Source organism: Oceanibaculum nanhaiense, assembly GCF_002148795.1.
Lineage (GTDB): Bacteria > Pseudomonadota > Alphaproteobacteria > Oceanibaculales > Oceanibaculaceae > Oceanibaculum > Oceanibaculum nanhaiense.
In genome coordinates, this window is record NZ_MPOB01000004.1 from 107,320 (window position 1) to 128,016 (window position 20,697).

A 20,697-nucleotide genomic window follows, 5' to 3' on the forward strand; every position below is an offset into this window, starting at 1 on the left:
AAGAAATCATGGTTGGCACGGCTGAAACTCTCGAGCACGTCAAGGCGGTAGAAGACCAGAAGTACAAGTATGGCTTCATCACCGATATTGAGATGGAGCGCGCGCCGCGTGGGCTGAGCGAGGACATCGTTCGCTTCATCTCGGCCAAGAAGGGCGAGCCGGAGTGGATGCTGGAATGGCGCCTGAAGGCCTATCGCCACTGGCTGACCATGGAGGAGCCGGACTGGGCGAAGGTCGGCTATCCGCCGATCGACTATCAGGACGCCTATTATTACGCCGCGCCGAAGTCGAAGGATGACAAGCCGAAGAGCCTGGACGAGGTCGATCCCGAACTTCTGGCAACCTACGAGAAGCTGGGCATTCCGCTGCAGGAGCAGAAATGGCTGGCCGGCGTGGCTGTCGATGCCGTGTTCGACAGCGTGTCGGTGGCCACCACCTACAAGAAGAAGCTGGAGGAGAAGGGCATCATCTTCTGCTCGATCTCCGAGGCGCTGCGCGACCATGGCGAACTGGTGCGCCAGTATATCGGCTCGGTCGTGCCCTACAGCGACAATTTCTTCGCCACGCTGAATTCGGCAGTCTTCACCGACGGCTCCTTCGTCTATATCCCGAAGGGCGTGCGCTGCCCGATGGAGCTGTCCACCTATTTCCGCATCAACGCGTCGGAAACCGGCCAGTTCGAGCGTACCCTGATCATCGCCGACGAAGGCTCCCACGTCTCCTATCTGGAGGGCTGCACGGCACCGCAGCGCGACGAGAACCAGCTGCATGCCGCGGTGGTCGAACTGGTCGCGCTGGACGATGCCGAGATCAAATACTCGACGGTGCAGAACTGGTATCCGGGCGATGAGAACGGCAAGGGCGGCATCTATAATTTCGTGACCAAGCGCGCCGCCTGCCGGGGCCGCAACTCCAAGGTCTCCTGGACCCAGGTCGAGACCGGTTCGGCGATCACCTGGAAATATCCCAGCTGCATCCTGCAGGGCGAGAATTCGGTCGGCGAGTTCTATTCCGTCGCCATCACCAACAACATGCAGCAGGCCGATACCGGCACCAAGATGATCCATATCGGCAAGAACACGCGCTCGACGATCATCTCCAAGGGCATCTCGGCCGGCCGCGCCAACAACACCTATCGCGGGCTGGTGAAGATCCTGCCGAAGGCGGAGAACGCGCGGAACTACACCCAGTGCGACAGTCTGCTGATCGGCGACAAATGCGGCGCACACACCGTGCCCTATATCGAGCAGCGCAACCCGACCGCCAAGATCGAGCATGAGGCGACCACCGCGAAGATCAGCGAGGACCAGCTGTTCTATTGCAAGCAGCGCGGGTTGTCGGAGGAGGATGCCGTCTCGATCATCGTGAACGGCTTCTGCAAGGAAGTGATGAAGGAACTGCCGATGGAGTTCGCCGTCGAGGCGCAGAAGCTCATCGGTATCAGCCTGGAAGGCAGCGTCGGCTAAGGTGCCGCCGCAACTGAACGGATAAAGCCATGTCTTTGATTGAAATTAAGAATTTGCACGCCACCGTTGACGGGAAGCCGATCCTGAAGGGGATCGACCTCACCATCGGGGCGGGCGAGGTACACGCCATCATGGGGCCGAATGGCTCCGGCAAATCGACGCTGTCCTATGTCATCGCCGGCCGTGAGGGCTATGAGGTGACCGAGGGCGATGTGCTGTTCGATGGCCAGAGCATCCTGGAGATGGAGACGGACGAGCGCGCCGTCGCCGGCATCTTCCTGGCCTTCCAGTATCCGGTTGAAATTCCGGGCGTCGCCAACACCACCTTCCTGAAGGCCGCCGTGAACGCGCGCCGCAAGGCCGCCGGCGAGCCGGAAGTCGATGCGATGCAGTTCCTGAAGATGCTGCGCGAGAAGACCAAGCTGCTGGGCGTCACCGACGAGATGCTGAAGCGCGCGGTCAATGTTGGCTTTTCCGGCGGTGAGAAAAAGCGCAACGAGATCCTGCAGATGGCGGTTCTGGAGCCGCGCTTCGCGGTGCTGGACGAGACCGATTCCGGCCTCGATATTGATGCGCTGCGCATCGTCGCCGATGGGGTGAATGCCCTGCGCGGGCCGGAACGCTCGATGCTCGTCATCACCCATTACCAGCGCCTGCTGGACTATATCGTGCCGGACAAGGTGCATGTGCTGTCCGCTGGCCGCATCGTGGCGTCGGGCGGCAAGGAGCTGGCGCAGGAGCTGGAAGCCACCGGCTATGCCGGCTATGTCGATACCGAAGCGGCCTGAGGCGATCATGGCGGTTGTCCCCTCTTTCCCGGCCCCCTTCGCCGACCGCCATGCCGATCTGGCGCCGTCGCTGTCCGGCGCGGGCATCGGCTGGCTGGCGGCGCTGCGTGCCGACAGTGCCGCGCGCTGCCGGCAGAACGGCCTGCCGACCACCAAAACCGAGGCCTGGCGCTTCACCAATCTGAAGGATCTTGCCGCGGCCGATTTCGCGCCAGCGCAAGGTGCGGCGCCGGTGGCGCTGGACAGCCTGCCGCGCTCCGGCCTGCTGGCAGTGAACGGCCATGTGCTGGCCTTCGTGAATGGCCGCTTCCGCGCCGATCTCTCCACCCTCGAGGCGCTGCCGGCGGGGGTGACCCTGCTGCCGCTGTCCGAGGCGATCCGCGAAGACGAACAGTCGCTTTCCGTGCATCTCGGCCGGCTGGCGGAGGAGGAGGAGAACGCCTTCGCCGATCTGAACACGGCTTTCCTTGACGATGGGCTGGTGCTGCGGCTGGAGCCGGGCGCCGTGCTCGACCGCCCGGTGCATCTGGTGTCGGTCGGTGCGGTGGCGGATCGCCCGCTGGCCTTCTTCCCGCGCCTGCTGGTGGTTCTGGGCAAGGGCGCGAAAGCGACGCTGTTCGAGAGCCATGCCGGCCTCGGCGGCACCTACTTCTCCAATTCTGTCATGGAGGCGATGTTGGGCGAGGGCGCGCATCTGGAGCATTACAAGCTGCAGAACGAGTCGCATGAGGCCTTCCACATCGCCAACACCCGCGTCAGCGTTGCGGCTGGCGGCTTCTATGACGGCTTCGTGCTGCAGACCGGTAGCCGGCTGGCCCGCAACGAGGTTCAGGTGACGCTGAATGGCGAGAATGCCCGCTGCCATCTGAATGGCGCCTATCTGGGCGCCGGGCGGCAGCATCTGGACAGCACCACCTTCATCGACCATGCGGTGCCGGATTGCGCCTCGCGCGAGGTCTATAAGGGTGTGCTCGACGAGCGCGCGCATGGCGTGTTCCAGGGCAAGATCCTGGTGCGGCGCGATGCGCAGCGCACCGACGGCCACCAGCTGAACCGGGCGCTGCTGCTTTCCCGCGAGGCCGAGGTGAACGCCAAGCCGGAACTGGAAATCTACGCCGACGACGTGAAGTGCAGCCATGGCGCCACCGTGGGCGAGCTGGCGGAAGAGCAGCTGTTCTATCTGCAGGCCCGTGGCATCGACCGCGCTGCGGCGCGTGCCCTGCTGATCGAGGCCTATGTGCAGGAAACGCTGGACGAGATGGGCAATGCCGAGGCGCGGCTGCCGTTTCAGCGCGTGGTCGGGGCCTGGCTGAAGGCAAGGAAGGAACGGTCATGACGGCGATGACACAGAATGTCCTGGCCGACGCGCCCTATGATGTGGAGGCGGCGCGCCGCGACTTCCCGGTTTTCCGGACCGATATTCGCGGCAAGCCGCTTGCCTTCCTCGACAGCGGCGCCTCGGCGCAGAAGCCGCAGGCGGTGCTGGACGCGATGAACGCGGTCTATACCTCCGGCTACGCCAATGTGCATCGTGGCGCCTATCTGTTGAGCGAGCGGGCGACCGCCGCCTATGAAGGCTCGCGCGAGATCGTGCGGCGCTTCCTGAATGCCCGCTCGGTGAAGGAGATCGTCTATACCCGCAATGCCACCGAGGGCATTAACCTGGTCGCCTCCAGCTATGGTCGGAAGTTCCTGAAGGCGGGCGACGCGGTGCTGATCTCCGAGATGGAGCATCACGCCAATATCGTGCCCTGGCAGATGCTGCGCGACGAGATCGGCATCGAGCTGCGCATCGTGCCCATCGCCGATGACGGTTCCTGGCTGATGGCGGAGTACGAGAAGCGGCTGGACGGCGTAAAGCTGGTGGCGCTGACCCATACCTCCAACGTGCTGGGCACGGTGACGCCGGCGAAGGAGATCACGGCGCTAGCCCATGCGGCGGGCGCCAAGGTGCTGCTGGATGGCAGCCAGGCGGTCGTGCACCGCAAGGTGGATGTGCAGGATATCGGTTGCGACTTCTATGTCTTCACCGGCCACAAGCTCTATGGCCCGACCGGCATCGGCGTGCTGTACGGGCGCGAGGAGCTGCTGACCGCCATGCCGCCCTATCAGGGCGGCGGCGACATGATCCGCACCGTCACTTTCGCGAAATCGACCTGGGCCGATGTGCCGCAGAAGTTCGAGGCCGGTACGCCGGCCATCGTCGAGGCGGTTGGGCTGGGCGCCGCGATCCAGTATGTCGAAGGGCTGGGGATCGAGCGCATCGCTCGCCACGAGACGCAGCTGCTGAACTACGCCACCCAGCGCCTGTCGGCGGTGAAGGGGCTGAATATCCAGGGTACGGCGGCTGGCAAGGCGGGGGTGATCTCCTTCACCATCGATTGCGCGCACCCGCACGATATCAGCACCATCGTGGACCGCGCCGGCGTGGCGATCCGCGCCGGGCATCATTGTGCGCAGCCGCTGATGGAACGGCTGGGCGTGCCGGCGACGGCGCGTGCCTCGCTCGGCCTCTACAGCACCAAGGCCGAGGTGGACCAGCTCGCAGAGGCGCTGGATCTGGTAGTGGAGATGTTCGACTGATGTCCGACGATTTGCGCGACCTTTACCAGGAAGTGATCCTGGACCACGGCAAGCGGCCGCGGAATTTCCGGCAGATCGACAATGCCAGCCACCATGCGCATGGCCATAACCCGCTGTGCGGCGACCAGCTTGTCGTCTATCTGGCAATGGACGAGAAGGGCATCGTGCAGGATGTCAGCTTCATCGGCAAAGGTTGTGCGATTTCAACGGCTTCTGCGTCTCTGATGACGGAAGTTATGAAGGGTAAGACCGAGGCGCAGGCGAAGCAGCTGTTCGAGCATTTCCATGCCATGTGCACCGGCGAGGCGGTCCAGCCGGCGCCGGGCCTTGAAGATGACCTCGAACGGCTGGAAGTGCTGTCGGGCGTGCGCGAATTCCCCAGCCGGGTGAAATGCGCGACGCTGGCCTGGCACACCATGACCGCCGCCATCGAGGGCAAGGACCAGATATCCACGGAGGATTGACGATGAACCCCTATGCTGTCGATCTGGAACCGTTCTTCGGCAAGCCGGTCGATGAGGGCACCACCGCCTATGCGGGTGCACCGCTGGCGCCCGGCGTCGCCGCTGCCTCGGAAGAAGCCATCATCGAGGCGCTGCGCACCGTGCATGATCCGGAAATTCCGGTGAACATCTACGAGCTTGGCCTGATTTACGCCATCAACCGGCAAGAGGATGGCAACGTCCATATCATGATGACGCTGACCGCGCCGGCCTGCCCCGTCGCTGGCGAGATGCCGGTGCAGGTCGCCAACGCAGTGGCGGCAGTCGAAGGGGTGGGCGAAGTCGAGGTGGAACTGACCTGGGAGCCGCCCTGGACCACCGACCGCATGTCCGAGGATGCCAAGCTGGCCCTGGATATCGGTTAATCCTGGATATCGGCTGATTGCTGCTTATCTGTCAGTTGGTGTTATACTGTTACCCGAGTTTAGAGTTTCGGAGGTCGCGACCATGGCCCATCAAGTGATTACCCTGACCGATGCCGCCGCCGAGCGCGCGCGCGCCCTGATGTCGCGCAGCGAGCAGCCGGTCGCGGCCCTGCGCGTCGGCGTGAAGGCGCGCGGCTGTTCCGGCATGTCCTATGTCATCGAATATGCCGACGAGAAGAAGAAGTTCGAGGAAGTGGTCGAGGATAAGGGTGTCAGGATCTTTATCGATCCTGCCGCCGTCATGTTCCTGATCGGCAGCGAGATGGATTATCAGGAAGACAGGTTCACCTCCGGCTTCACCTTCACCAATCCGAACGAGAAGGGCCGCTGCGGCTGCGGCGAGAGCTTCCACGTCTGATCGTTTGACGTCTGACGCTTTCCCGTCTGATCGGCCTCGCGTAACCTGATCCTGCCGCCTCACTGAGGTTCCATGGCAGGACAGGCAATGCAACCCATTGAATCCCCAATTGAAACTGTTGAAATGCATACGGCGGGTGAGCCGGTCCGGATCATCGTATCCGGCTGGCCGGTCCTAACCGGCGCCACGCTGCTCGACAAGCGCCGCGAGGCGCGGGAGAAGCACGACTCCCTTCGCCGGATGCTGATGGAGGAGCCGCGCGGCCACCCCGACATGTATGGCGCGCTGCTGGTCAAACCGGACCACCCCGAAGCGCATCTCGCCGTGCTGTTCATGCACAATGAAGGCTATTCCACCATGTGCGGCCATGCGGTCATCGCGCTGGGCCGTTACGCCGTCGATAACGGGCTGGTGCCGGCGGCCGAGCCGGAGGTGCTGGTGAATATCCAGTGCCCCTGCGGCCTGGTGCGCGCCCATGTCGCGGTGACGGACGGCAGGCCGGGCGCGGTGCGGTTCGACAGCGTGCCGGCCTTCGCCTTCGCCCGCGACCGCATGGTGGAGACGCGCGACTGGGGGCCGGTCATGGTCGATATCGGCTATGGCGGCGCCTTCTATGCCGTGCTGCCGGCGGACAGCATCGGGCTGGATGTCGAGCGCTCCTCCGTACGCGATCTCACCGATGCCGGCGAGGCCATTACCGAGGCCGCCGCCGCGCAGATCGCGCTCGAACACCCGGATTCGCCCGATCTCTCCTTTCTCTATGGCACCATCCTGACCGATGGCCGCGATGCCTGGGAGGAGGCGCCCACCCGCAATGTCTGCATCTTCGCCGGGCGGCAGGTGGACCGCAGCCCGACCGGCTCCGGCGTCACCGCACGGCTGGCCCTGCAGCACGCGCGCGGGTTGATCCGCCCCGGCCAGCAGCGCTTGTTCCGCAGCGTCACCGGGCAGGATTTCACCGGCGCGGTGATGGAGACGACACAAGCAGGCCGGCACAGGGCGATTATCGCCCGCGTTGGCGGGCAGGCCTTCTATACCGGTCGCGCGCAATTCGACGCGGAACCGGATGACCCCTTGCGGGAAGGCTTCCTGCTGCGCTAGCGTCTTTACACAAGAGTCAGTTTCATGAGGGGGAAGAAGCCATGCAGGTCAACTGGCGGGGTGTGTTTCCGGCGGTCACGACGCAGTTCAACGCCGATGAGAGCCTGAATGTCGAATCGACGCAGCGCACCATGCAGCGGCTGATCGACGATGGCGTGAACGGTTTCATCATGCTGGGCACGGTGGGCGAGAACTGCTCGCTGCGGCCCGAGGAGAAGCTGACCATGCTGCGCGCCGCCAAGGAAGTGGCGGGCGGCAAGGTGCCGATCCTCTCCGGTGTTGCCGAATTCACCACGGCGCAGGCGGCGGAGTATGCGAAAGCGGCAGAGAAAATCGGGATAGATGGCCTGATGGTGCTGCCGGGCATGGTCTATAATTCCGATGCGCGCGAGACCGTGCAGCATTTCCGCACCGTGGCGCGGGCTAGCGGCCTGCCGATCATGATCTACAACAACCCGATGGTGTACCGGGTTGACCTGAAGACCGAGAGCCTGGCGCAGCTGGCCGACGAGAAAACCATCGTCGCGCTGAAGGATTCCTCGGAGGATGTGCGCCGGCTGAACGACGTGCACAACATCCTGGGCGACCGTTTCGTGCTGTTCGCCGGGGTGGACGATCTGGTGATCGAGAGCGTGCTGCTGGGCGCGGTCGGCTGGGTCTCCGGCCTGACCAATGCCTTCCCGCGCGAGAGCGTGCGGATGATGGAGCTGGCACTGGCCGGCCGCTATGAGGAGGCGCTGCCGATCTATCGTTGGCTGATGCCGAGCCTGCATCTCGATACCTTCCCGAAGCTGGTGCAGTACATCAAGCTGGCCGAGCAGATCGTCGGCCGCGGCAGCGAGATGGTGCGCAGCCCCCGCCTGGTGCTGGAGGGTGAGGAGCGCGCCCGTGTGACGAAGATCATCGAGGAGGCGGTGAAGACCCGCCCCGACCTCGACAAGCTGCCCTCCGTCGCCTGACCCGGCGCGCCATGACCAGCCACAGTTTCTTCTGCGTCGATGCCCATACCTGCGGCAACCCGGTCCGGGTTGTCGTGGGCGGCGGCCCGACCCTCAAGGGCGCGTCGATGAGCGACTACCGGCAGGATTTCCTGCAGCGCTTCGACTGGGTGCGTCACGCCCTGATGTTTGAGCCGCGCGGCCACGACATGATGTCGGGTTCGATCCTCTACAAGCCGCTGCGCGAGGATTGCGACATCGGCTGGCTGTTCATCGAGACCTCCGGCTGCCTGCCGATGTGCGGGCACGGCACCATCGGCACGGTGACGGTGGCACTGGAGCAGGGGCTGGTGACGCCGCGCGTCGAGGGCAAGCTGTCGCTCGACGTGCCGGCCGGCAAGGTCGATGTCGAGTACGAGATGGATGGCCGCTTCGTGGAGAAGGTGCGGCTGTTCAACGTCGCCTCCTTCCTGGAGGCATCGGATATCACCATTGATGTGCCGGAACTGGGCGAGCTGGTGGTCGATGTATCCTATGGCGGCAATTACTACGCCATTGTCGAGCCGCAGAAGAATTATGCCGGGCTGGAAAGCCTGTCGGCGGGTGAGGTGCTGCACTATTCGCCCATCGTGCGCCGGCTGATGCAGGAGAAGCTGCAGCCGGTGCATCCGGAGAACCCGACGATCAGCGGCGTCTCGCATGTCATGTGGACCGGCAAGCCGCGCGATCCAAAGGCGCAGGGCCGCAACGCCGTGTTCTATGGCGACAGGGCCATCGACCGCTCGCCCTGCGGCACCGGCACCTCGGCCCGCATGGCGCATCTGGCGGCGAAGGGAAAGCTTCGTCCCGGCGACGAATTCGTGCACGAAAGCATCATCGGCAGTCTCTTTGAGGGAAGGGTTGAGTCCGCGACCAGCCTCGCCGGCCATGACGCCATCCTGCCCTCGGTCGCCGGCTGGGCGCGGGTGACCGGCCTCAACACCATCTTCGTCGATGACCGGGATCCCTACGCCCACGGTTTCCAGGTGGTGTAGTTTCGCGAAAGCGTCATTCCCGCAAAAAGCCCCCATGGGTGCTGGGAGCGATTCCAGAAGTTGAATTATCAATGACCGTCATTCCCGGCCTTGTGCCGGGAATCCAGGGTTCAGCCTGCTCGGCAGATATCCAGCAAGCCGAGGCGTGGACCCCCGCAACAAGTGCGGGGGTGACGGTGAGAGTAGAAGGAGGGGCTGTGGAACTGCCCCCTAAACCCCCAGCAGGGGCCGCAGACTGACGATCAGCTTCTCCGCCTCGCCCGCAGCATAGGGGCGGGGCGGCACCTTGCCCCAGACCGGTCCCGGCCAGGCCGGGTCGGTGGCGAAGCGGGCGATCACATGCACATGTAGCTGCGGCACCATGTTGCCCAGTGCTGCGACATTCAGCTTGGTCGGGCTGAAGCGCGCCTGCAGCGCTTCCGTGGTGCGCACGATCTCCTCCATCAGCACCGCCCGGTCCTCCGGCGGCAGCTCGTGGATTTCTCGGATATCCCGGCGCTCCGGCACCAGCACCAGCCAGGGATAGGTCGCATCCATCATCAGCAGCACGCGGCACAGCGTATAGCGCCCGACCGTCAGCGTGTCGGCGGCGAGCTGCGGATGCAGGGTGAAATCCGTCATGATGCTGTCATTCTTTCCTGTCATTCATGGCACAGGTGACGGGATGGCCTCTTGGAGACGCCGCCCGCTGCCTCTACCTTGGGGCCAGAATACCCATTCGTCCGTCCAAGGAAAGGACCGCGACATGATCGATCTCTACACCTGGCCCACACCGAACGGTTTCAAGGTCTCCATCCTGCTGGAGGAACTGGGCCTGCCCTACAACGTCATTCCGGTCGATATCGGCAAGGGCGCGCAGTTCGAGCCTGAGTATCTGAAGCTGAATCCGAACAACAAGATGCCGACCATCGTCGATAATGAAGGGCCGGACGGCAGGCCCTATGCGGTGATGGAGAGCGGCGCCATCCTGATCTACCTCGCCGACAAGCATGGCAAGTTCCTGCCCAAGGGCGGGGAGGCGCGTTACGACGTGCTGCAATGGCTGATGTGGCAGATGGGCGGCCTCGGGCCGATGCTGGGCCAGGCGCACCATTTCCTGCAATACGCGCCGGAGAAGATCGAATACGCCATGAACCGCTATTCGAACGAGGCGAACCGGCTCTATGGCGTGCTGAACAAGCGCCTTCAGGGCCGCGACTATGTGGCTGGCGACTATTCCATCGCCGACATGGCGATCATGCCCTGGCTGCGCTATCCCGACCGGCAGGGCGTGGATATCGAACAGTACCCGGAGGTAAAGCGCTGGCGCGAGAGCCTGGAAGCCCGGCCCGCCGTGCAGAAGGGCCTCGGCGTGCTGGCCGAACACCGCCGCACCGGCCCGATCACCGACGAACAGCGCGAGATCATGTTCGGCGCGAAACAGTACGAGAAAAGGTGAGGGGAGGGGGCGAAAGCCCCCTTTTTCTTGCGATGGACGTTATCCTCATCGTCGATATGCAGGCCGGGATGCTGGATGGTGCGCCGAATCATGATCTGGCCGGCGTGGTCGCGCGCATCAACGCGCTGACGGCGATGGTGCGCGGCAGCGGCGGCCGGGCGGTGTGGATACGCCATTGCGGCCGGCCGGGCGACGGGTTCGAGGCGAGGTCGCCGGGCTGGGAATTCCTGCCGGCGCTGGTACGCGCGCCCGAGGATATCGAGGTCGGGAAGACCCTGAACGATGCCTATGCCGGCACCGGCCTCGCGGCGATATTGCGGGACCTGACTCCGTTGCGCGTGCTGGTCTGCGGCTGGGCCACCGATTTCTGCGTCGATTCGACGGTGCGCTCCACCGTCTCGCACGGTTTCCCCGCTGTGGTGGCGGCGGACGCCCATACGCTCAGCGACCGGCCGCATCTGGAAGCGCCTGCGGTCATCCGCCACCATAACTGGCTGTGGAGTGAACTGATCGCCGATCCGCCGGTGCGTGTGCTGCCAACCGCCGATCTGCTGGCGGAGGCGTCACCCCCGCACCAAGTGCGGGGGTGAGGTCAGGGGAGCACCTCAGCCGAGGCGGCCGGCCTTGATGTAGTCCACCATCTGGGTGGCCACGGTGCCCCAGCCATCGTGGAAGCCCATCTCTTCGTGATTCTTGCGGGTTTCCTCGTCGCCATGGATGGCGATGGCCTTGTAGCGCGTGCCGCTGCTGATGCGCGACAGTTCCAGCACGCCGGTGAAGAAGGGCTTCGGTGCGGGGCGGTAGCCGGGCAGCAGCGTGTCGGTGAAGACCAGCCGTTCCAGCGGCGTCACCTCCAGATAGCAGCCGAGATTGGGGAATTCCTCTCCCTCCGGCGAACGCATGGTGGTGCTGAAGATTCCCCCGGGGCGCAGGTCCAGCTCGCAGGCGGTGATGCTCCAGGGGAACCATTCCTTCAGATGCTCCGGCGTTGTCCAGGCCTTCCAGACGAGTTCCACAGGCACGTCGATCTCGCGTTCCAGCACGAGGTCCAGTGTCGGGTCAATCTTGATGATGGACGATGTCATTCGGAATTTTCCTCTTTCATTTTCATGAGATAGCTGTCCAGCCGGTCAAGTCTGCGCTCCCACATGCTGCGCTGCCGTTCCAGCCAATCCTCCGCGAGCTTCATCCGTTCCGGCGCGATGCTGTAGGTCCTCACCCGGCCAGCCTTCCGCGAGCGCACCAGCCCGCTCTTCTCCAGCACTTTCAGGTGCTGCAGGAAGGAAGGCAGGGCCATGTCGTAAGGGGCGGCCAGTTCACTGACGGAGGCCGGACGGGCGCTTAGCCGTTCCAGCACCTGGCGGCGCGTCGGGTCGGACAGGGCACGGAAGATGCCATCCACGATGGCTGCTTCCGCCAATTTTCCACCGGCGTTTTCTGTAGCGGCTCCGGGTGTCGCCATGCAGCCTCCGTTGCTGTCGGTGCAGCAGCCATAGCCCGGCAAGAAACTTAGGTCAATACCTAACTGTTGATATCAACAATATGCCGGGTGGAGCCCTGTGACACTCCCGTGTATAAGCGGGACGAGGGGGCGCCCGCCGAGGGGCGGGGTGCCCGGGCTGTCTTTGGGGCTTTCTTTCAGGCTTTCTTTTGGGGGAACACACGGAATGCTCGAGCAGTATTTCAAGCTCAGCGCGCATGGCACGACCGTGCGCACGGAGATTCTGGCGGGAATCACCACCTTTCTGACCATGGCCTACATCATCTTCGTCAATCCGGCGATCTTGTCGGACGCGGGGATGGATTTCGGCGCGGTCTTCGTCGCCACCTGCCTCGCCGCCGCCATCGGCACGGCGATCATGGGGCTGTACGCCAACTATCCCATCGCGCTGGCGCCGGGCATGGGGCTGAACGCCTATTTCACCTATGGCGTGGTGCTGGGCATGGGGCATACATGGCAGGTCGCGCTGGGCGCCGTCTTCCTGTCCGGCGTGCTGTTCATCATCCTCACCATCCTGCCGGTGCGCGAATGGGTCATCAACGCCATCCCGCGCAGCCTGAAGATGGCGATCTCGGCCGGCATCGGCCTGTTCCTCGGCATCATCGCGCTGAAGAATGCCGGCATCGTGGTCGCCCATCCGGCGACGCTGGTAACGCTGGGCGCGCTGACCGCGCCGTCGGTCATCCTGGCGGTATGCGGCTTCATCGTCATGGTGGCGCTGGACGCCAAGCGCGTGCCTGGCGCCATCATCATCGCCATCCTGGCGACCACAATGGCCGGCATCCTGCTGGGCGTCAGCGAGTTCAAGGGCATCGCCAGCCTGCCGCCCGACCCCAGCCCGACCTTCCTGCAGCTCGACATTGCGGGCGCCCTGCAGGTGGGATTGCTGGCGGTGGTGTTCGCCTTCTTCTTCGTCGATCTGTTTGATACCGCCGGCACGCTGGTGGGCGTGGCGCACCGCGCCGGCCTGCTGGACGCCGAGGGCCGCCTGCCACGGCTGAAGCGGGCGCTGATGGCCGACAGCGTGGCGACGGTGGCAGGCTCGGCGCTCGGCACCTCGACCACCACCTCCTATATCGAGAGTGCCGCCGGCATCAAGGCGGGCGGGCGCACCGGCCTGACCGCCGTGGTGGTGGCCGTGCTGTTCCTCGCCTGCCTGTTCCTGTCGCCGCTGGCCGGCACGGTGCCGGCCTATGCGACGGCGCCGGCGCTGCTGTTCGTCGCCTGCCTGATGACACGCGGCCTGGCCGAACTCGACTGGGAGGATGTGACGGAATATGTGCCGGGCGTGGTGGCCGCACTCAGCATGCCGCTGACCTTCTCCATCGCCCACGGCATCGCCTTCGGCTTCATCACCTATGCCGCGATCAAGCTGCTGTCCGGCCGCGCCGGCGAGGCCAGCCCCGTGGTCTATGTGCTGGCGGTGCTGTTCGTGGTGAAGTTCATCGTGATCTGAGGCGCGCCCTTCCTCTTGCTGTCATTCCCGGGCTTGTCCCGGGAATCCAGGGTTCAGCTTCCTCGGGCGATATCCAGCAAGCTGAGGCCTGGACCCCCGCAACAAGTGCGGGGGTGACGGACGGAGTGTGGGGAGACGGTTGGAGTAGGGGGGCGCTACTCAGTTGTCGCCCATCTTCAGGGCGGCGATGAAGGCCGATTGCGGGATTTCGACGGAGCCGAACTGCCGCATCCGCTTCTTGCCTTCCTTCTGCTTGTCGAGAAGCTTGCGCTTGCGGCTAACGTCACCGCCATAGCACTTCGCGGTCACGTCCTTGCGCATCGCGGCGACCGTCTCGCGGGCGATGACCCGGCCGCCGATGGCAGCCTGGATGGCGATCTTGAACAGCTGGCGCGGGATCAGATCCTTCAGCCGTTCGCAGATCGAGCGGCCGCGATATTCCGCCTGGCTGCGATGGACCAGCATGGACAGCGCATCGACCGGCTCCTGGTTCACCAGGATGGAGACCTTCACCAGCTCGCCCTCGATATAGGAATCGAGCTGATAGTCGAAGCTGGCATAGCCGCGGCTGATCGATTTCAGGCGGTCGTAGAAATCGAACACCACCTCGTTCAGCGGCAGGCGATAGACCACCATGGCGCGGTTGCCGACATAGGTCAGCTCGATCTGCTCGCCGCGCCGTTCGGTGCACAGCGTCAGGATCGGGCCGAGATACTCGTCGGGCACGAAGATGGTCGCCTTGATCCACGGCTCCTCGATATGATCGATCTTCACCACATCCGGGAAATCGGCCGGGTTGTGCAGCTCGATCATCGAGCCGTCGGTCATGTGAATCTTGTAGACCACGCTGGGCGCGGTGGTGATGAGGTCGAGGTCGAATTCGCGCTCCAGCCGCTCCTGGATGATCTCCAGATGCAGCAGCCCCAGGAATCCGCAGCGGAAGCCGAAGCCCAGCGCCGCCGAGCTTTCGGCCTCGTAATGGAAGCTGGAATCGTTCAGCGCCAGCTTGCCCAGGCTGTCGCGCAGATGCTCGTAATCGGCGGCATCGACCGGGAACAAGCCACAGAACACGACCGGGATGGACGGCTTGAAGCCGGGCAGCATCTTGGTCGCCGGGCGGCGTTCCTCGGTCAGCGTGTCGCCGACGCGGCAGTCCGCCACGGTCTTGATGCCGGCCGTGATATAGCCCAGCTCACCCGGCCCGAGGGAGGCAACCTCGATGCGCTTCGGGTTGAACACGCCGACACGGTCCACCGGATGCGCGGCGCCGGTCGCCATCATGCGGATCTTGGTGCCATGCTTCAGCGTGCCATCGACGACGCGCACCAGGATGATGACGCCGAGATAGGCGTCGTACCAGCTGTCCAGCAGCAGGGCGCGCAAGGGGGCGGCGGGGTCGGCCTCGACCGGGGGCGGCAGGCGGTGGACGATGGCTTCCAGCACGTCGTCGATTCCGACACCGGTCTTGGCGGAAATCGGGATGGCGTCCGAGGCGTCCAGCCCGATCACATCCTCGATCTGCTGCTTCACGCGGTCGACATCGGCGGCCGGCAGATCGACCTTGTTCAGCACCGGCACGATCTCGTGATTGGCGTCCAGCGCCAGATAGACATTGGCCAGCGTCTGCGCCTCGACACCCTGGCTGGCATCGACCAGCAGCAGCGAGCCCTCGCAGGCCGCCAGCGAACGGCTGACCTCATAGGTGAAATCAACATGGCCCGGCGTATCGATCAGGTTCAGCAGATATTCCTGCCCGTCCTTGGCGATATAGGGCAGGCGTACGGTCTGCGCCTTGATGGTGATGCCGCGCTCGCGCTCGATATCCATCGAGTCGAGCAACTGCTCCTTCATCTCGCGCGACTGCATCGCGCTGCAGCGCTCGATCAGCCGGTCGGCAAGGGTGGATTTGCCGTGGTCGATATGCGCCACGATGGCGAAGTTGCGGATGTTTTTCTGCGGGATCGACATGTTTATCGAAACGCTTTCCTGATCCAGAATTCCTGTCACCGACCTGTTTGCCTAAAGGCGGGGCCGGCGGCTAGGAAAATATGTGGTTTCACTCTCGCGTCCACCGTCATTCCCGGGCCCAAGCTCCATGGGGTCCCGGAAATCCAAGCTTCAGCTCACTCTACAAGCATCCAGTAAGCAGAAGCCCGGACCACCGCAACAAGTGCGGGGGTGACGGCCGGAGAGAAACTTACCGCCGGAGACTGCCGCCGGTGGCCTTCTCGACCTGGGCGACGATCTTCTGGCTGACCGCCTCGATATCCTCCTCGGTCAGCGTGCGTTCGGTCGGCTGCAATGTAACGCTGATCGCCACCGACTTCTTGCCCTCGCCGAGGTTCGTTCCTTCATAGACGTCGAACACGCCAACCTCGCTGACCAGCGCCTTGTCGGCGCCCTTGGCGGCCCGCAGGATTTGTTCGGCGGCGATCTCCGTCCCCACCACGAAGGCGAAGTCACGCTCCACCGGCTGGAAGGGCGAGAGCTTCAGGAACGGCTTGGTCGAGCCCTTCTTTGCCTTCGGCATCGGCACCCGGTCGAGGAACAGCTCGAACCCGGCCACCGGTCCCTTAAGGTCGTAGGCCTGCAGCAGGCGCGGATGCAGCTCGCCAAAGCAGCCCAGCACGTTGGGGCCGAGGCGCAGGCAGCCGGAGCGACCGGGATGATACCAGTCCGGCGCGTCGGTGGAGACCTGCGCATTGGCCGCCGGCGCGCCCAGAACCTCCAGCAGGGCCAGGAGGTCGGCCTTGGCGTCGAAGGCATCCACCGGGCGCTGCTGCCGGGTCCAGTCGCGCGGCGCGGTCGCACCGGCGCGGATGCCGGTCGCCATCTGGGACTGGCCCTTCGGCGTCGGGTCGGCATATTGCGGGCCGACCTCGAACAGCGCCAGATCGGGGTAGCCCTGATTGGCGTTGCGCTGCGCGGCGGCCAGCAGATTGCCCAGAATCGACGGGCGCATGGCGTCCAGATCGGCGGAGATCGGGTTGGCCAGCATCATCTCCGGCTTCACCGGCCCGCCGAACAGGGCAGCCTGGCTCGACGGCATGAAGGAGAAGGTGACCGCCTCCACCATGCCACGCGATGCCAGCGCGCGCTTGGCCAGCGGCACGCGGCGCTGCGCCGGGGTCAGGGCCGGCTGCGGCATGGTGGTTTCGCGCGGCAGCGGCTCGACTGGGATGTTGTCATAGCCGTGGATGCGCAGCACCTCTTCCACCAGATCGGCCTCGCCGATGATGTCGCCGCGCCAGGGCGGCGGGGTGACGGAGAACACGCCATCTGCCTTCGGCTCCGCCTCGAAGCCAAGGATGTCGAGGATGCGCAGCGCCTCGCCCTGCTTCACGGCGACGCCGCCCAGCTCGGCGATGCGGCCGATGCGCAGATCGTAGCTGCGGCGCCATTCCGGCTCCGTGCCCTCGACAACGATATCGCTGCATTCGCCGCCGCAGAGTTCGAGGATCAGCCGGGTGGCGACGTCGGTGCCCCAGAACGGCGAGGTCTGGTCCAGCCCGCGCTCGAAGCGATAGCGCGCGTCCGACAGCAGGTTCAGCTTGCGGCCGGCCATGGCGACGCGGATCGGGTCGAAGATCGCGGTTTCCAGGAACACGCTCGTGGTCTCGTCCGACACGCCGGTGCGCTCGCCGCCCATCACGCCGGCAAGGTCGTCCACGCCGTGATCGTCGCCGATCGCGACGATCTCGCTGTCCAGCGTGTATTCCTTGCCGTTCAGGGCCTGGAACTTCTCGCCGTCCTTCGCAAAGCGGATGGTGAGGTGGCCGCCCTCGATCTTGTCGGCATCATAGACATGCAGCGGGCGGCCAAGGTCCATCATCACATAGTTGGTGATGTCCACCAGCGCCGAGATCGGGCGCAGTCCAACCGCCTTCAGCCGGTCCTGCAGCCAGCGCGGGGAGGTGGTGTTCTTCACATTGCGGAAATGCCGGCCGACCACGATGGGGCAGGCATCCATGGCATCCGCCGGGAAGTCGCGGCGCCAGACGACCGGGCTCGGATAGCTGCCGTTGCGCTTGGAGGTGTCCAGCTTGCGCAACGTGCCGAGGCCGGCCGCCGCCAGGTCACGGGCCACGCCGCGCACACCCAGGCAATCGGCACGGTTCGGCGTGATGGCAATGTCGATCAGCGGATCGTCGAGCCCGGCATATTTCGCGAAGGCGAGACCCAGCGGCGCATCTTCGGGAAGCTCAATGATGCCGTCATGCTCGTCCGAAAGGCCAAGCTCGCGCTCGGAGACCAGCATGCCATTGGAGTCCTGGCCGCGGATCGTGCCCTTCTTCAGGTCGATGCCGGTGCCGGGAACATGGCTGCCCACCGGCGCGAACACGCCCTTCATGCCGGTGCGCGCGTTCGGCGCGCCGCACACCACCTGCACCACTTCGGTGCCGGTATCGACCTTGCAGACGCGCAGCCGGTCGGCGTCGGGGTGCTGCTCGGCGGAGATGACATGAGCGACGGTGAAGGGGGCGAGGGCGGCGGCGCGATCCTCCACGCCTTCGACCTCAAGGCCGATCATGGAGAGGGTGCGGACGATCTCCTCCAGCGGCGCATCGGTGTCGAGATGCTCCTTCAGCCAGGACAGGGTGAATTTCATCGGGCCAGCCCCCCGGTCAGCGTCGGTACGTCCAGCGGCACGAAGCCGTAATGTTTCAGCCAGCGCAGATCGCTGTCATAGAAGGTGCGCAGGTCGGGAATGCCGTATTTCAGCATGGCGATGCGCTCGATCCCCATGCCGAAGGCGAAGCCCTGGTACTTGGTGGAATCGATGCCGCAATTCTCCAGCACGCGCGGATGCACCATGCCGGAGCCGAGGATTTCCAGCCAGTCGTCGCCGGCGCCGATGGTCAGCTCGCCACCCTTGCGGGTACAGCCGATATCGACCTCCGCCGAGGGTTCGGTGAAGGGGAAATAGCTCGGGCGGAAGCGCACCGGCAGATCGTCCACGCCGAAGAAGGCGCGGCAGAACTCGATCAGGCAGCCCTTCAGATGGCCCATATGGGTCTTCTCGTCGATCACCAGCCCCTCGACCTGATGGAACATCGGCGAATGGGTGGCGTCGTGGTCGCTGCGGTAGGTGCGGCCGGGGGCGATGATGCGGATCGGCGGCGTGGTCTTCTGCATGGTGCGGATCTGCACCGGCGAGGTGTGGGTGCGCAGCACCATCTTCGCCCCGTCTGCGCGGTCCGGCAGATAGAAGGTGTCGTGCTCCTGCCGGGCGGGATGTTCCGGCGGAATGTTCAGCGCCCCGAAATTATGGAAATCATCCTCGATGTCCGGGCCTTCGGCGACGGCGAAACCCATTTCGCCAAAGATCGCCGTCAGCTCGTCCATCACCTGGCTGATCGGGTGGATGAAGCCGCGCTGCTCCGGCCGGGGCGGCAGCGACACGTCGATGCGCTCAGCGGCGAGGCGGGCGTTCAGCGCGGAATCGGCGAGCCCGGTCTTGCGCTGCTCGATGGCTTCGGCCACCGCATCCTTCACCTGGTTCAGGTCCTGGCCGGCCTGGCGGCGGGCATCGGGGTCGAGGCCGCCCAGCTGTTTCATCAGCTCGGTGATGCGGCCCTTCTTGCCAAGGGCGGCGACGCGGGCGCGGTCCAGCGCCTCCAGATCGGTGGCCTGGCCCACTTCGGCCAGCAATTCGTCGCGCAGTCGGTTGAGGTCTTCCATCGTTCGTCCCGTCTTCCCGATACGAAAAGAGGGCCGGCCCCGCAGGACCGCCCCTCTTATCACTTTAATCGCCGGCACGGCCCCTGATGGGACCGCAGGCGACACAACGGTTGGTCAGCCGTTGCTGGCGAGGGCGGCCTGGGCCTGCTCGACCAGCGACTTAAAGACGTCCGGCTCGCGCGTGGCGATGTCCGACAGGACCTTGCGGTCGATGTCGATGCCGGCCTTCTTGATGCCGTCCATGAACTGCGAATAGGGCAGGCCGTGCATACGCGCGGCTGCGTTAATGCGCTGAATCCACAGGCCGCGGAAGTCGCGCTTCTTGTTGCGACGGTCGCGATAGGCATATTGCAGCCCCTTCTCGACCTTCTCCAGCGCGATGCGGAAGCTGCTGTTGCCCCGGCCGCGATAGCCCTTGGCGAGATCCAGAACCTTCTTGTGACGGGCGTGGGAAGTGACGCCCCGCTTGACGCGTGCCATCTAGCTTCTCCTTACCCGTTCGGAAGAAAGAATTTTTTGACGCGTGCAGCATCCTGCGCGCTCATGATCTTGGTGCCGGTGTGCTGACGCAGCATCTTGGTCGGACGCTTGCGCATACCGTGGCGCTTGAAAGCCACGGCCATCTTCACCTTGCCGCTGCCGGTCAGGCGGAAGCGCTTCTTGGCTCCGCTCCGGGTCTTCATCTTGGGCATTTCAACCTCACAATATTACGGGTTCACATTGGCCAGCCAGGCATGCCCTACAAGCCATGGCGCGGCCTTTCCCCATCAGGCCGGAGCCTGAGGGAAGGCGGTTTATACAGAGTGCTTGGCCGGAAAGCAAGGCCGTGCGGTGCGGTTTTCGGCGCGCCTCAGCGCGGCGCGATCACCATCACCATCTGGCGGCCTTCCAGCTTCGGATACTGTTCGACCTTGGCCAGTTCCTCGACATCGTCCTTCACCCGCATCAGCACATTCATGCCGATATCCTGGTGGGCCATCTCGCGGCCGCGAAAGCGCATGGTGACCTTCACCTTGTCGCCATCGGTCAGGAACTTGTTCACGCTGCGCATTTTGACGTCGTAATCATGATCGTCGATATTCGGACGCATCTTGATTTCCTTGACCTCAATGATCTTCTGGTTTTTGCGCGCTTCGTTGCGCTTTTTCTGCGCCTCGTACTTGAACTTGCCGTAATCGAGAATCTTCACGACCGGCGGTGCGGCGCCGGGCGAAATCTCGACCAGATCGAGACCCACATCTTCGGCGGCGCGCAATGCGTCCCGCCGGGACATCACCCCGAGATTCTCCCCATTCTCGCCAATCACGCGCAGCGTGTCGGAAGAAATATCTTCATTGACCCGCGGACCATCCTTGCTGGGCGCGGCGTCTGGTTGGAAACGAGCTATTTAACACCTCCGTCTGATCGGGAAGGCAAAACGAACC

At 64.4% G+C, this 20,697-nt stretch carries 22 protein-coding genes; 13 read left to right on the forward strand and 9 right to left on the reverse strand.

The window, feature by feature from the left end; genetic code table 11:
* Positions 1–8: 8 nt before the first annotated feature.
* The 10 genes from sufB (at position 9) to BKM74_RS08025 (ending at position 9,196) form a co-directional block, all read left to right on the forward strand.
* On the forward strand, positions 9–1,466 hold the full coding sequence (sufB, locus tag BKM74_RS07980; protein ID WP_086465181.1) for a Fe-S cluster assembly protein SufB: 1,458 nt from the start codon (positions 9–11) through the stop codon (positions 1,464–1,466).
* Positions 1,467–1,501: 35 nt separating this feature from the next.
* Positions 1,502–2,254, forward strand: coding sequence for a Fe-S cluster assembly ATPase SufC (gene sufC / locus BKM74_RS07985; RefSeq protein WP_086465498.1), 753 nt, complete (start codon positions 1,502–1,504; stop codon positions 2,252–2,254).
* 7 nt (positions 2,255–2,261) lie between these two features.
* A complete protein-coding gene (gene sufD, locus BKM74_RS07990) occupies positions 2,262–3,590 on the forward strand; it encodes a Fe-S cluster assembly protein SufD (RefSeq protein WP_176342453.1) in 1,329 nt (442 codons plus the stop codon).
* Entirely contained in the window at positions 3,587–4,837 is a 1,251-nt protein-coding gene (locus tag BKM74_RS07995) for an aminotransferase class V-fold PLP-dependent enzyme (RefSeq protein ID WP_086465183.1), read from the forward strand. Before sufD ends, BKM74_RS07995 begins: the two co-directional genes overlap by 4 nt.
* Positions 4,837–5,301, forward strand: coding sequence for a Fe-S cluster assembly sulfur transfer protein SufU (sufU, locus tag BKM74_RS08000; protein ID WP_086465184.1), 465 nt, complete (start codon positions 4,837–4,839; stop codon positions 5,299–5,301). Before BKM74_RS07995 ends, sufU begins: the two co-directional genes overlap by 1 nt.
* A gap of 2 nt (positions 5,302–5,303) precedes the next feature.
* Entirely contained in the window at positions 5,304–5,705 is a 402-nt protein-coding gene (locus BKM74_RS08005) for an SUF system Fe-S cluster assembly protein (protein WP_086465185.1), read from the forward strand.
* Positions 5,706–5,787: 82 nt separating this feature from the next.
* The gene (locus BKM74_RS08010; protein ID WP_086465186.1) at positions 5,788–6,123 is read left to right on the forward strand and encodes a HesB/IscA family protein; all 336 of its coding nucleotides are present in this window, start codon (positions 5,788–5,790) and stop codon (positions 6,121–6,123) included.
* A gap of 123 nt (positions 6,124–6,246) precedes the next feature.
* Positions 6,247–7,224 (forward strand): proline racemase family protein, encoded by a 978-nt coding sequence (locus BKM74_RS08015; RefSeq protein ID WP_086465187.1) that lies wholly within the window; start codon positions 6,247–6,249, stop codon positions 7,222–7,224.
* Between the two features lie 41 nt (positions 7,225–7,265).
* Positions 7,266–8,183, forward strand: coding sequence for a dihydrodipicolinate synthase family protein (locus BKM74_RS08020; RefSeq protein WP_086465188.1), 918 nt, complete (start codon positions 7,266–7,268; stop codon positions 8,181–8,183).
* Positions 8,184–8,194: 11 nt separating this feature from the next.
* Positions 8,195–9,196, forward strand: coding sequence for a 4-hydroxyproline epimerase (locus BKM74_RS08025; protein ID WP_086465189.1), 1,002 nt, complete (start codon positions 8,195–8,197; stop codon positions 9,194–9,196).
* A 210-nt stretch (positions 9,197–9,406) separates the two neighbouring features.
* Here the strand turns inward: BKM74_RS08025 and BKM74_RS08030 are convergent, their stop codons facing one another.
* Positions 9,407–9,817 carry an HIT domain-containing protein gene (locus tag BKM74_RS08030; RefSeq protein ID WP_086465190.1) on the reverse strand — a complete coding sequence of 137 codons (411 nt, stop codon included), beginning with the start codon at positions 9,815–9,817 and terminating at the stop codon, positions 9,407–9,409.
* A 124-nt stretch (positions 9,818–9,941) separates the two neighbouring features.
* Here BKM74_RS08030 and BKM74_RS08035 point away from each other — a divergent pair, with 124 nt between their 5' ends.
* Both BKM74_RS08035 and BKM74_RS08040 read left to right on the forward strand, forming a co-directional pair.
* Positions 9,942–10,634 (forward strand): glutathione S-transferase family protein, encoded by a 693-nt coding sequence (locus BKM74_RS08035; protein ID WP_086465191.1) that lies wholly within the window; start codon positions 9,942–9,944, stop codon positions 10,632–10,634.
* 32 nt (positions 10,635–10,666) lie between these two features.
* Positions 10,667–11,224 carry an isochorismatase family protein gene (locus tag BKM74_RS08040; RefSeq protein WP_086465192.1) on the forward strand — a complete coding sequence of 186 codons (558 nt, stop codon included), beginning with the start codon at positions 10,667–10,669 and terminating at the stop codon, positions 11,222–11,224.
* Between the two features lie 15 nt (positions 11,225–11,239).
* Here the strand turns inward: BKM74_RS08040 and BKM74_RS08045 are convergent, their stop codons facing one another.
* Both BKM74_RS08045 and BKM74_RS08050 read right to left on the reverse strand, forming a co-directional pair.
* Positions 11,240–11,719 (reverse strand): SRPBCC family protein, encoded by a 480-nt coding sequence (locus BKM74_RS08045; RefSeq protein WP_086465193.1) that lies wholly within the window; start codon positions 11,717–11,719, stop codon positions 11,240–11,242.
* Positions 11,716–12,054 (reverse strand): ArsR/SmtB family transcription factor, encoded by a 339-nt coding sequence (locus tag BKM74_RS08050; protein WP_086465194.1) that lies wholly within the window; start codon positions 12,052–12,054, stop codon positions 11,716–11,718. The genes BKM74_RS08045 and BKM74_RS08050 overlap by 4 nt, the downstream gene beginning before the upstream one ends.
* 247 nt (positions 12,055–12,301) lie before the next feature.
* On the opposite strand from BKM74_RS08050, the gene BKM74_RS08055 reads away from it, so the two are divergent.
* On the forward strand, positions 12,302–13,591 hold the full coding sequence (locus tag BKM74_RS08055; protein WP_086465195.1) for an NCS2 family permease: 1,290 nt from the start codon (positions 12,302–12,304) through the stop codon (positions 13,589–13,591).
* Between the two features lie 159 nt (positions 13,592–13,750).
* Here the strand turns inward: BKM74_RS08055 and lepA are convergent, their stop codons facing one another.
* The 6 genes from lepA to infC all read right to left on the reverse strand — a co-directional run bounded on the left by lepA (position 13,751) and on the right by infC (position 20,660).
* Positions 13,751–15,559 (reverse strand): translation elongation factor 4, encoded by a 1,809-nt coding sequence (lepA, locus tag BKM74_RS08060; protein WP_086465196.1) that lies wholly within the window; start codon positions 15,557–15,559, stop codon positions 13,751–13,753.
* A 229-nt stretch (positions 15,560–15,788) separates the two neighbouring features.
* The gene (pheT, locus tag BKM74_RS08065) at positions 15,789–18,200 is read right to left on the reverse strand and encodes a phenylalanine--tRNA ligase subunit beta (RefSeq protein ID WP_086465197.1); all 2,412 of its coding nucleotides are present in this window, start codon (positions 18,198–18,200) and stop codon (positions 15,789–15,791) included.
* On the reverse strand, positions 18,197–19,273 hold the full coding sequence (gene pheS / locus BKM74_RS08070; protein ID WP_086465198.1) for a phenylalanine--tRNA ligase subunit alpha: 1,077 nt from the start codon (positions 19,271–19,273) through the stop codon (positions 18,197–18,199). Before pheS ends, pheT begins: the two co-directional genes overlap by 4 nt.
* A 114-nt stretch (positions 19,274–19,387) precedes the next feature.
* On the reverse strand, positions 19,388–19,753 hold the full coding sequence (rplT, locus tag BKM74_RS08075; protein ID WP_086465199.1) for a 50S ribosomal protein L20: 366 nt from the start codon (positions 19,751–19,753) through the stop codon (positions 19,388–19,390).
* A gap of 11 nt (positions 19,754–19,764) precedes the next feature.
* Positions 19,765–19,965 (reverse strand): 50S ribosomal protein L35, encoded by a 201-nt coding sequence (gene rpmI, locus BKM74_RS08080; RefSeq protein WP_086465200.1) that lies wholly within the window; start codon positions 19,963–19,965, stop codon positions 19,765–19,767.
* 158 nt (positions 19,966–20,123) lie between these two features.
* A complete protein-coding gene (infC, locus tag BKM74_RS08085) occupies positions 20,124–20,660 on the reverse strand; it encodes a translation initiation factor IF-3 (protein ID WP_086465201.1) in 537 nt (178 codons plus the stop codon).
* Between the last annotated feature and the right edge of the window lie 37 nt (positions 20,661–20,697).

Bases quoted from the DNA above. Each gene is read 5' to 3' on its own strand.
- BKM74_RS08040 (WP_086465192.1), top strand. From the start codon at position 10,667: ATGGACGTTATCCTCATCGTCGATATGCAGGCCGGGATGCTGGATGGT.
- BKM74_RS08015 (WP_086465187.1), top strand. From the start codon at position 6,247: ATGCATACGGCGGGTGAGCCGGTCCGGATCATCGTATCCGGCTGGCCG.
- pheS (WP_086465198.1), bottom strand. From the start codon at position 19,273: ATGGAAGACCTCAACCGACTGCGCGACGAATTGCTGGCCGAAGTGGGC.
- sufB (WP_086465181.1), top strand. From the start codon at position 9: ATGGTTGGCACGGCTGAAACTCTCGAGCACGTCAAGGCGGTAGAAGAC.
- BKM74_RS08045 (WP_086465193.1), bottom strand. From the start codon at position 11,719: ATGACATCGTCCATCATCAAGATTGACCCGACACTGGACCTCGTGCTG.
- rpmI (WP_086465200.1), bottom strand. From the start codon at position 19,965: ATGCCCAAGATGAAGACCCGGAGCGGAGCCAAGAAGCGCTTCCGCCTG.
- BKM74_RS08020 (WP_086465188.1), top strand. From the start codon at position 7,266: ATGCAGGTCAACTGGCGGGGTGTGTTTCCGGCGGTCACGACGCAGTTC.
- BKM74_RS08005 (WP_086465185.1), top strand. From the start codon at position 5,304: ATGAACCCCTATGCTGTCGATCTGGAACCGTTCTTCGGCAAGCCGGTC.
- BKM74_RS08010 (WP_086465186.1), top strand. From the start codon at position 5,788: ATGGCCCATCAAGTGATTACCCTGACCGATGCCGCCGCCGAGCGCGCG.
- sufU (WP_086465184.1), top strand. From the start codon at position 4,837: ATGTCCGACGATTTGCGCGACCTTTACCAGGAAGTGATCCTGGACCAC.
- BKM74_RS08025 (WP_086465189.1), top strand. From the start codon at position 8,195: ATGACCAGCCACAGTTTCTTCTGCGTCGATGCCCATACCTGCGGCAAC.
- lepA (WP_086465196.1), bottom strand. From the start codon at position 15,559: ATGTCGATCCCGCAGAAAAACATCCGCAACTTCGCCATCGTGGCGCAT.
- BKM74_RS08055 (WP_086465195.1), top strand. From the start codon at position 12,302: ATGCTCGAGCAGTATTTCAAGCTCAGCGCGCATGGCACGACCGTGCGC.
- BKM74_RS08030 (WP_086465190.1), bottom strand. From the start codon at position 9,817: ATGACGGATTTCACCCTGCATCCGCAGCTCGCCGCCGACACGCTGACG.
- pheT (WP_086465197.1), bottom strand. From the start codon at position 18,200: ATGAAATTCACCCTGTCCTGGCTGAAGGAGCATCTCGACACCGATGCG.
- BKM74_RS08035 (WP_086465191.1), top strand. From the start codon at position 9,942: ATGATCGATCTCTACACCTGGCCCACACCGAACGGTTTCAAGGTCTCC.
- rplT (WP_086465199.1), bottom strand. From the start codon at position 19,753: ATGGCACGCGTCAAGCGGGGCGTCACTTCCCACGCCCGTCACAAGAAG.
- sufD (WP_176342453.1), top strand. From the start codon at position 2,262: ATGGCGGTTGTCCCCTCTTTCCCGGCCCCCTTCGCCGACCGCCATGCC.
- BKM74_RS07995 (WP_086465183.1), top strand. From the start codon at position 3,587: ATGACGGCGATGACACAGAATGTCCTGGCCGACGCGCCCTATGATGTG.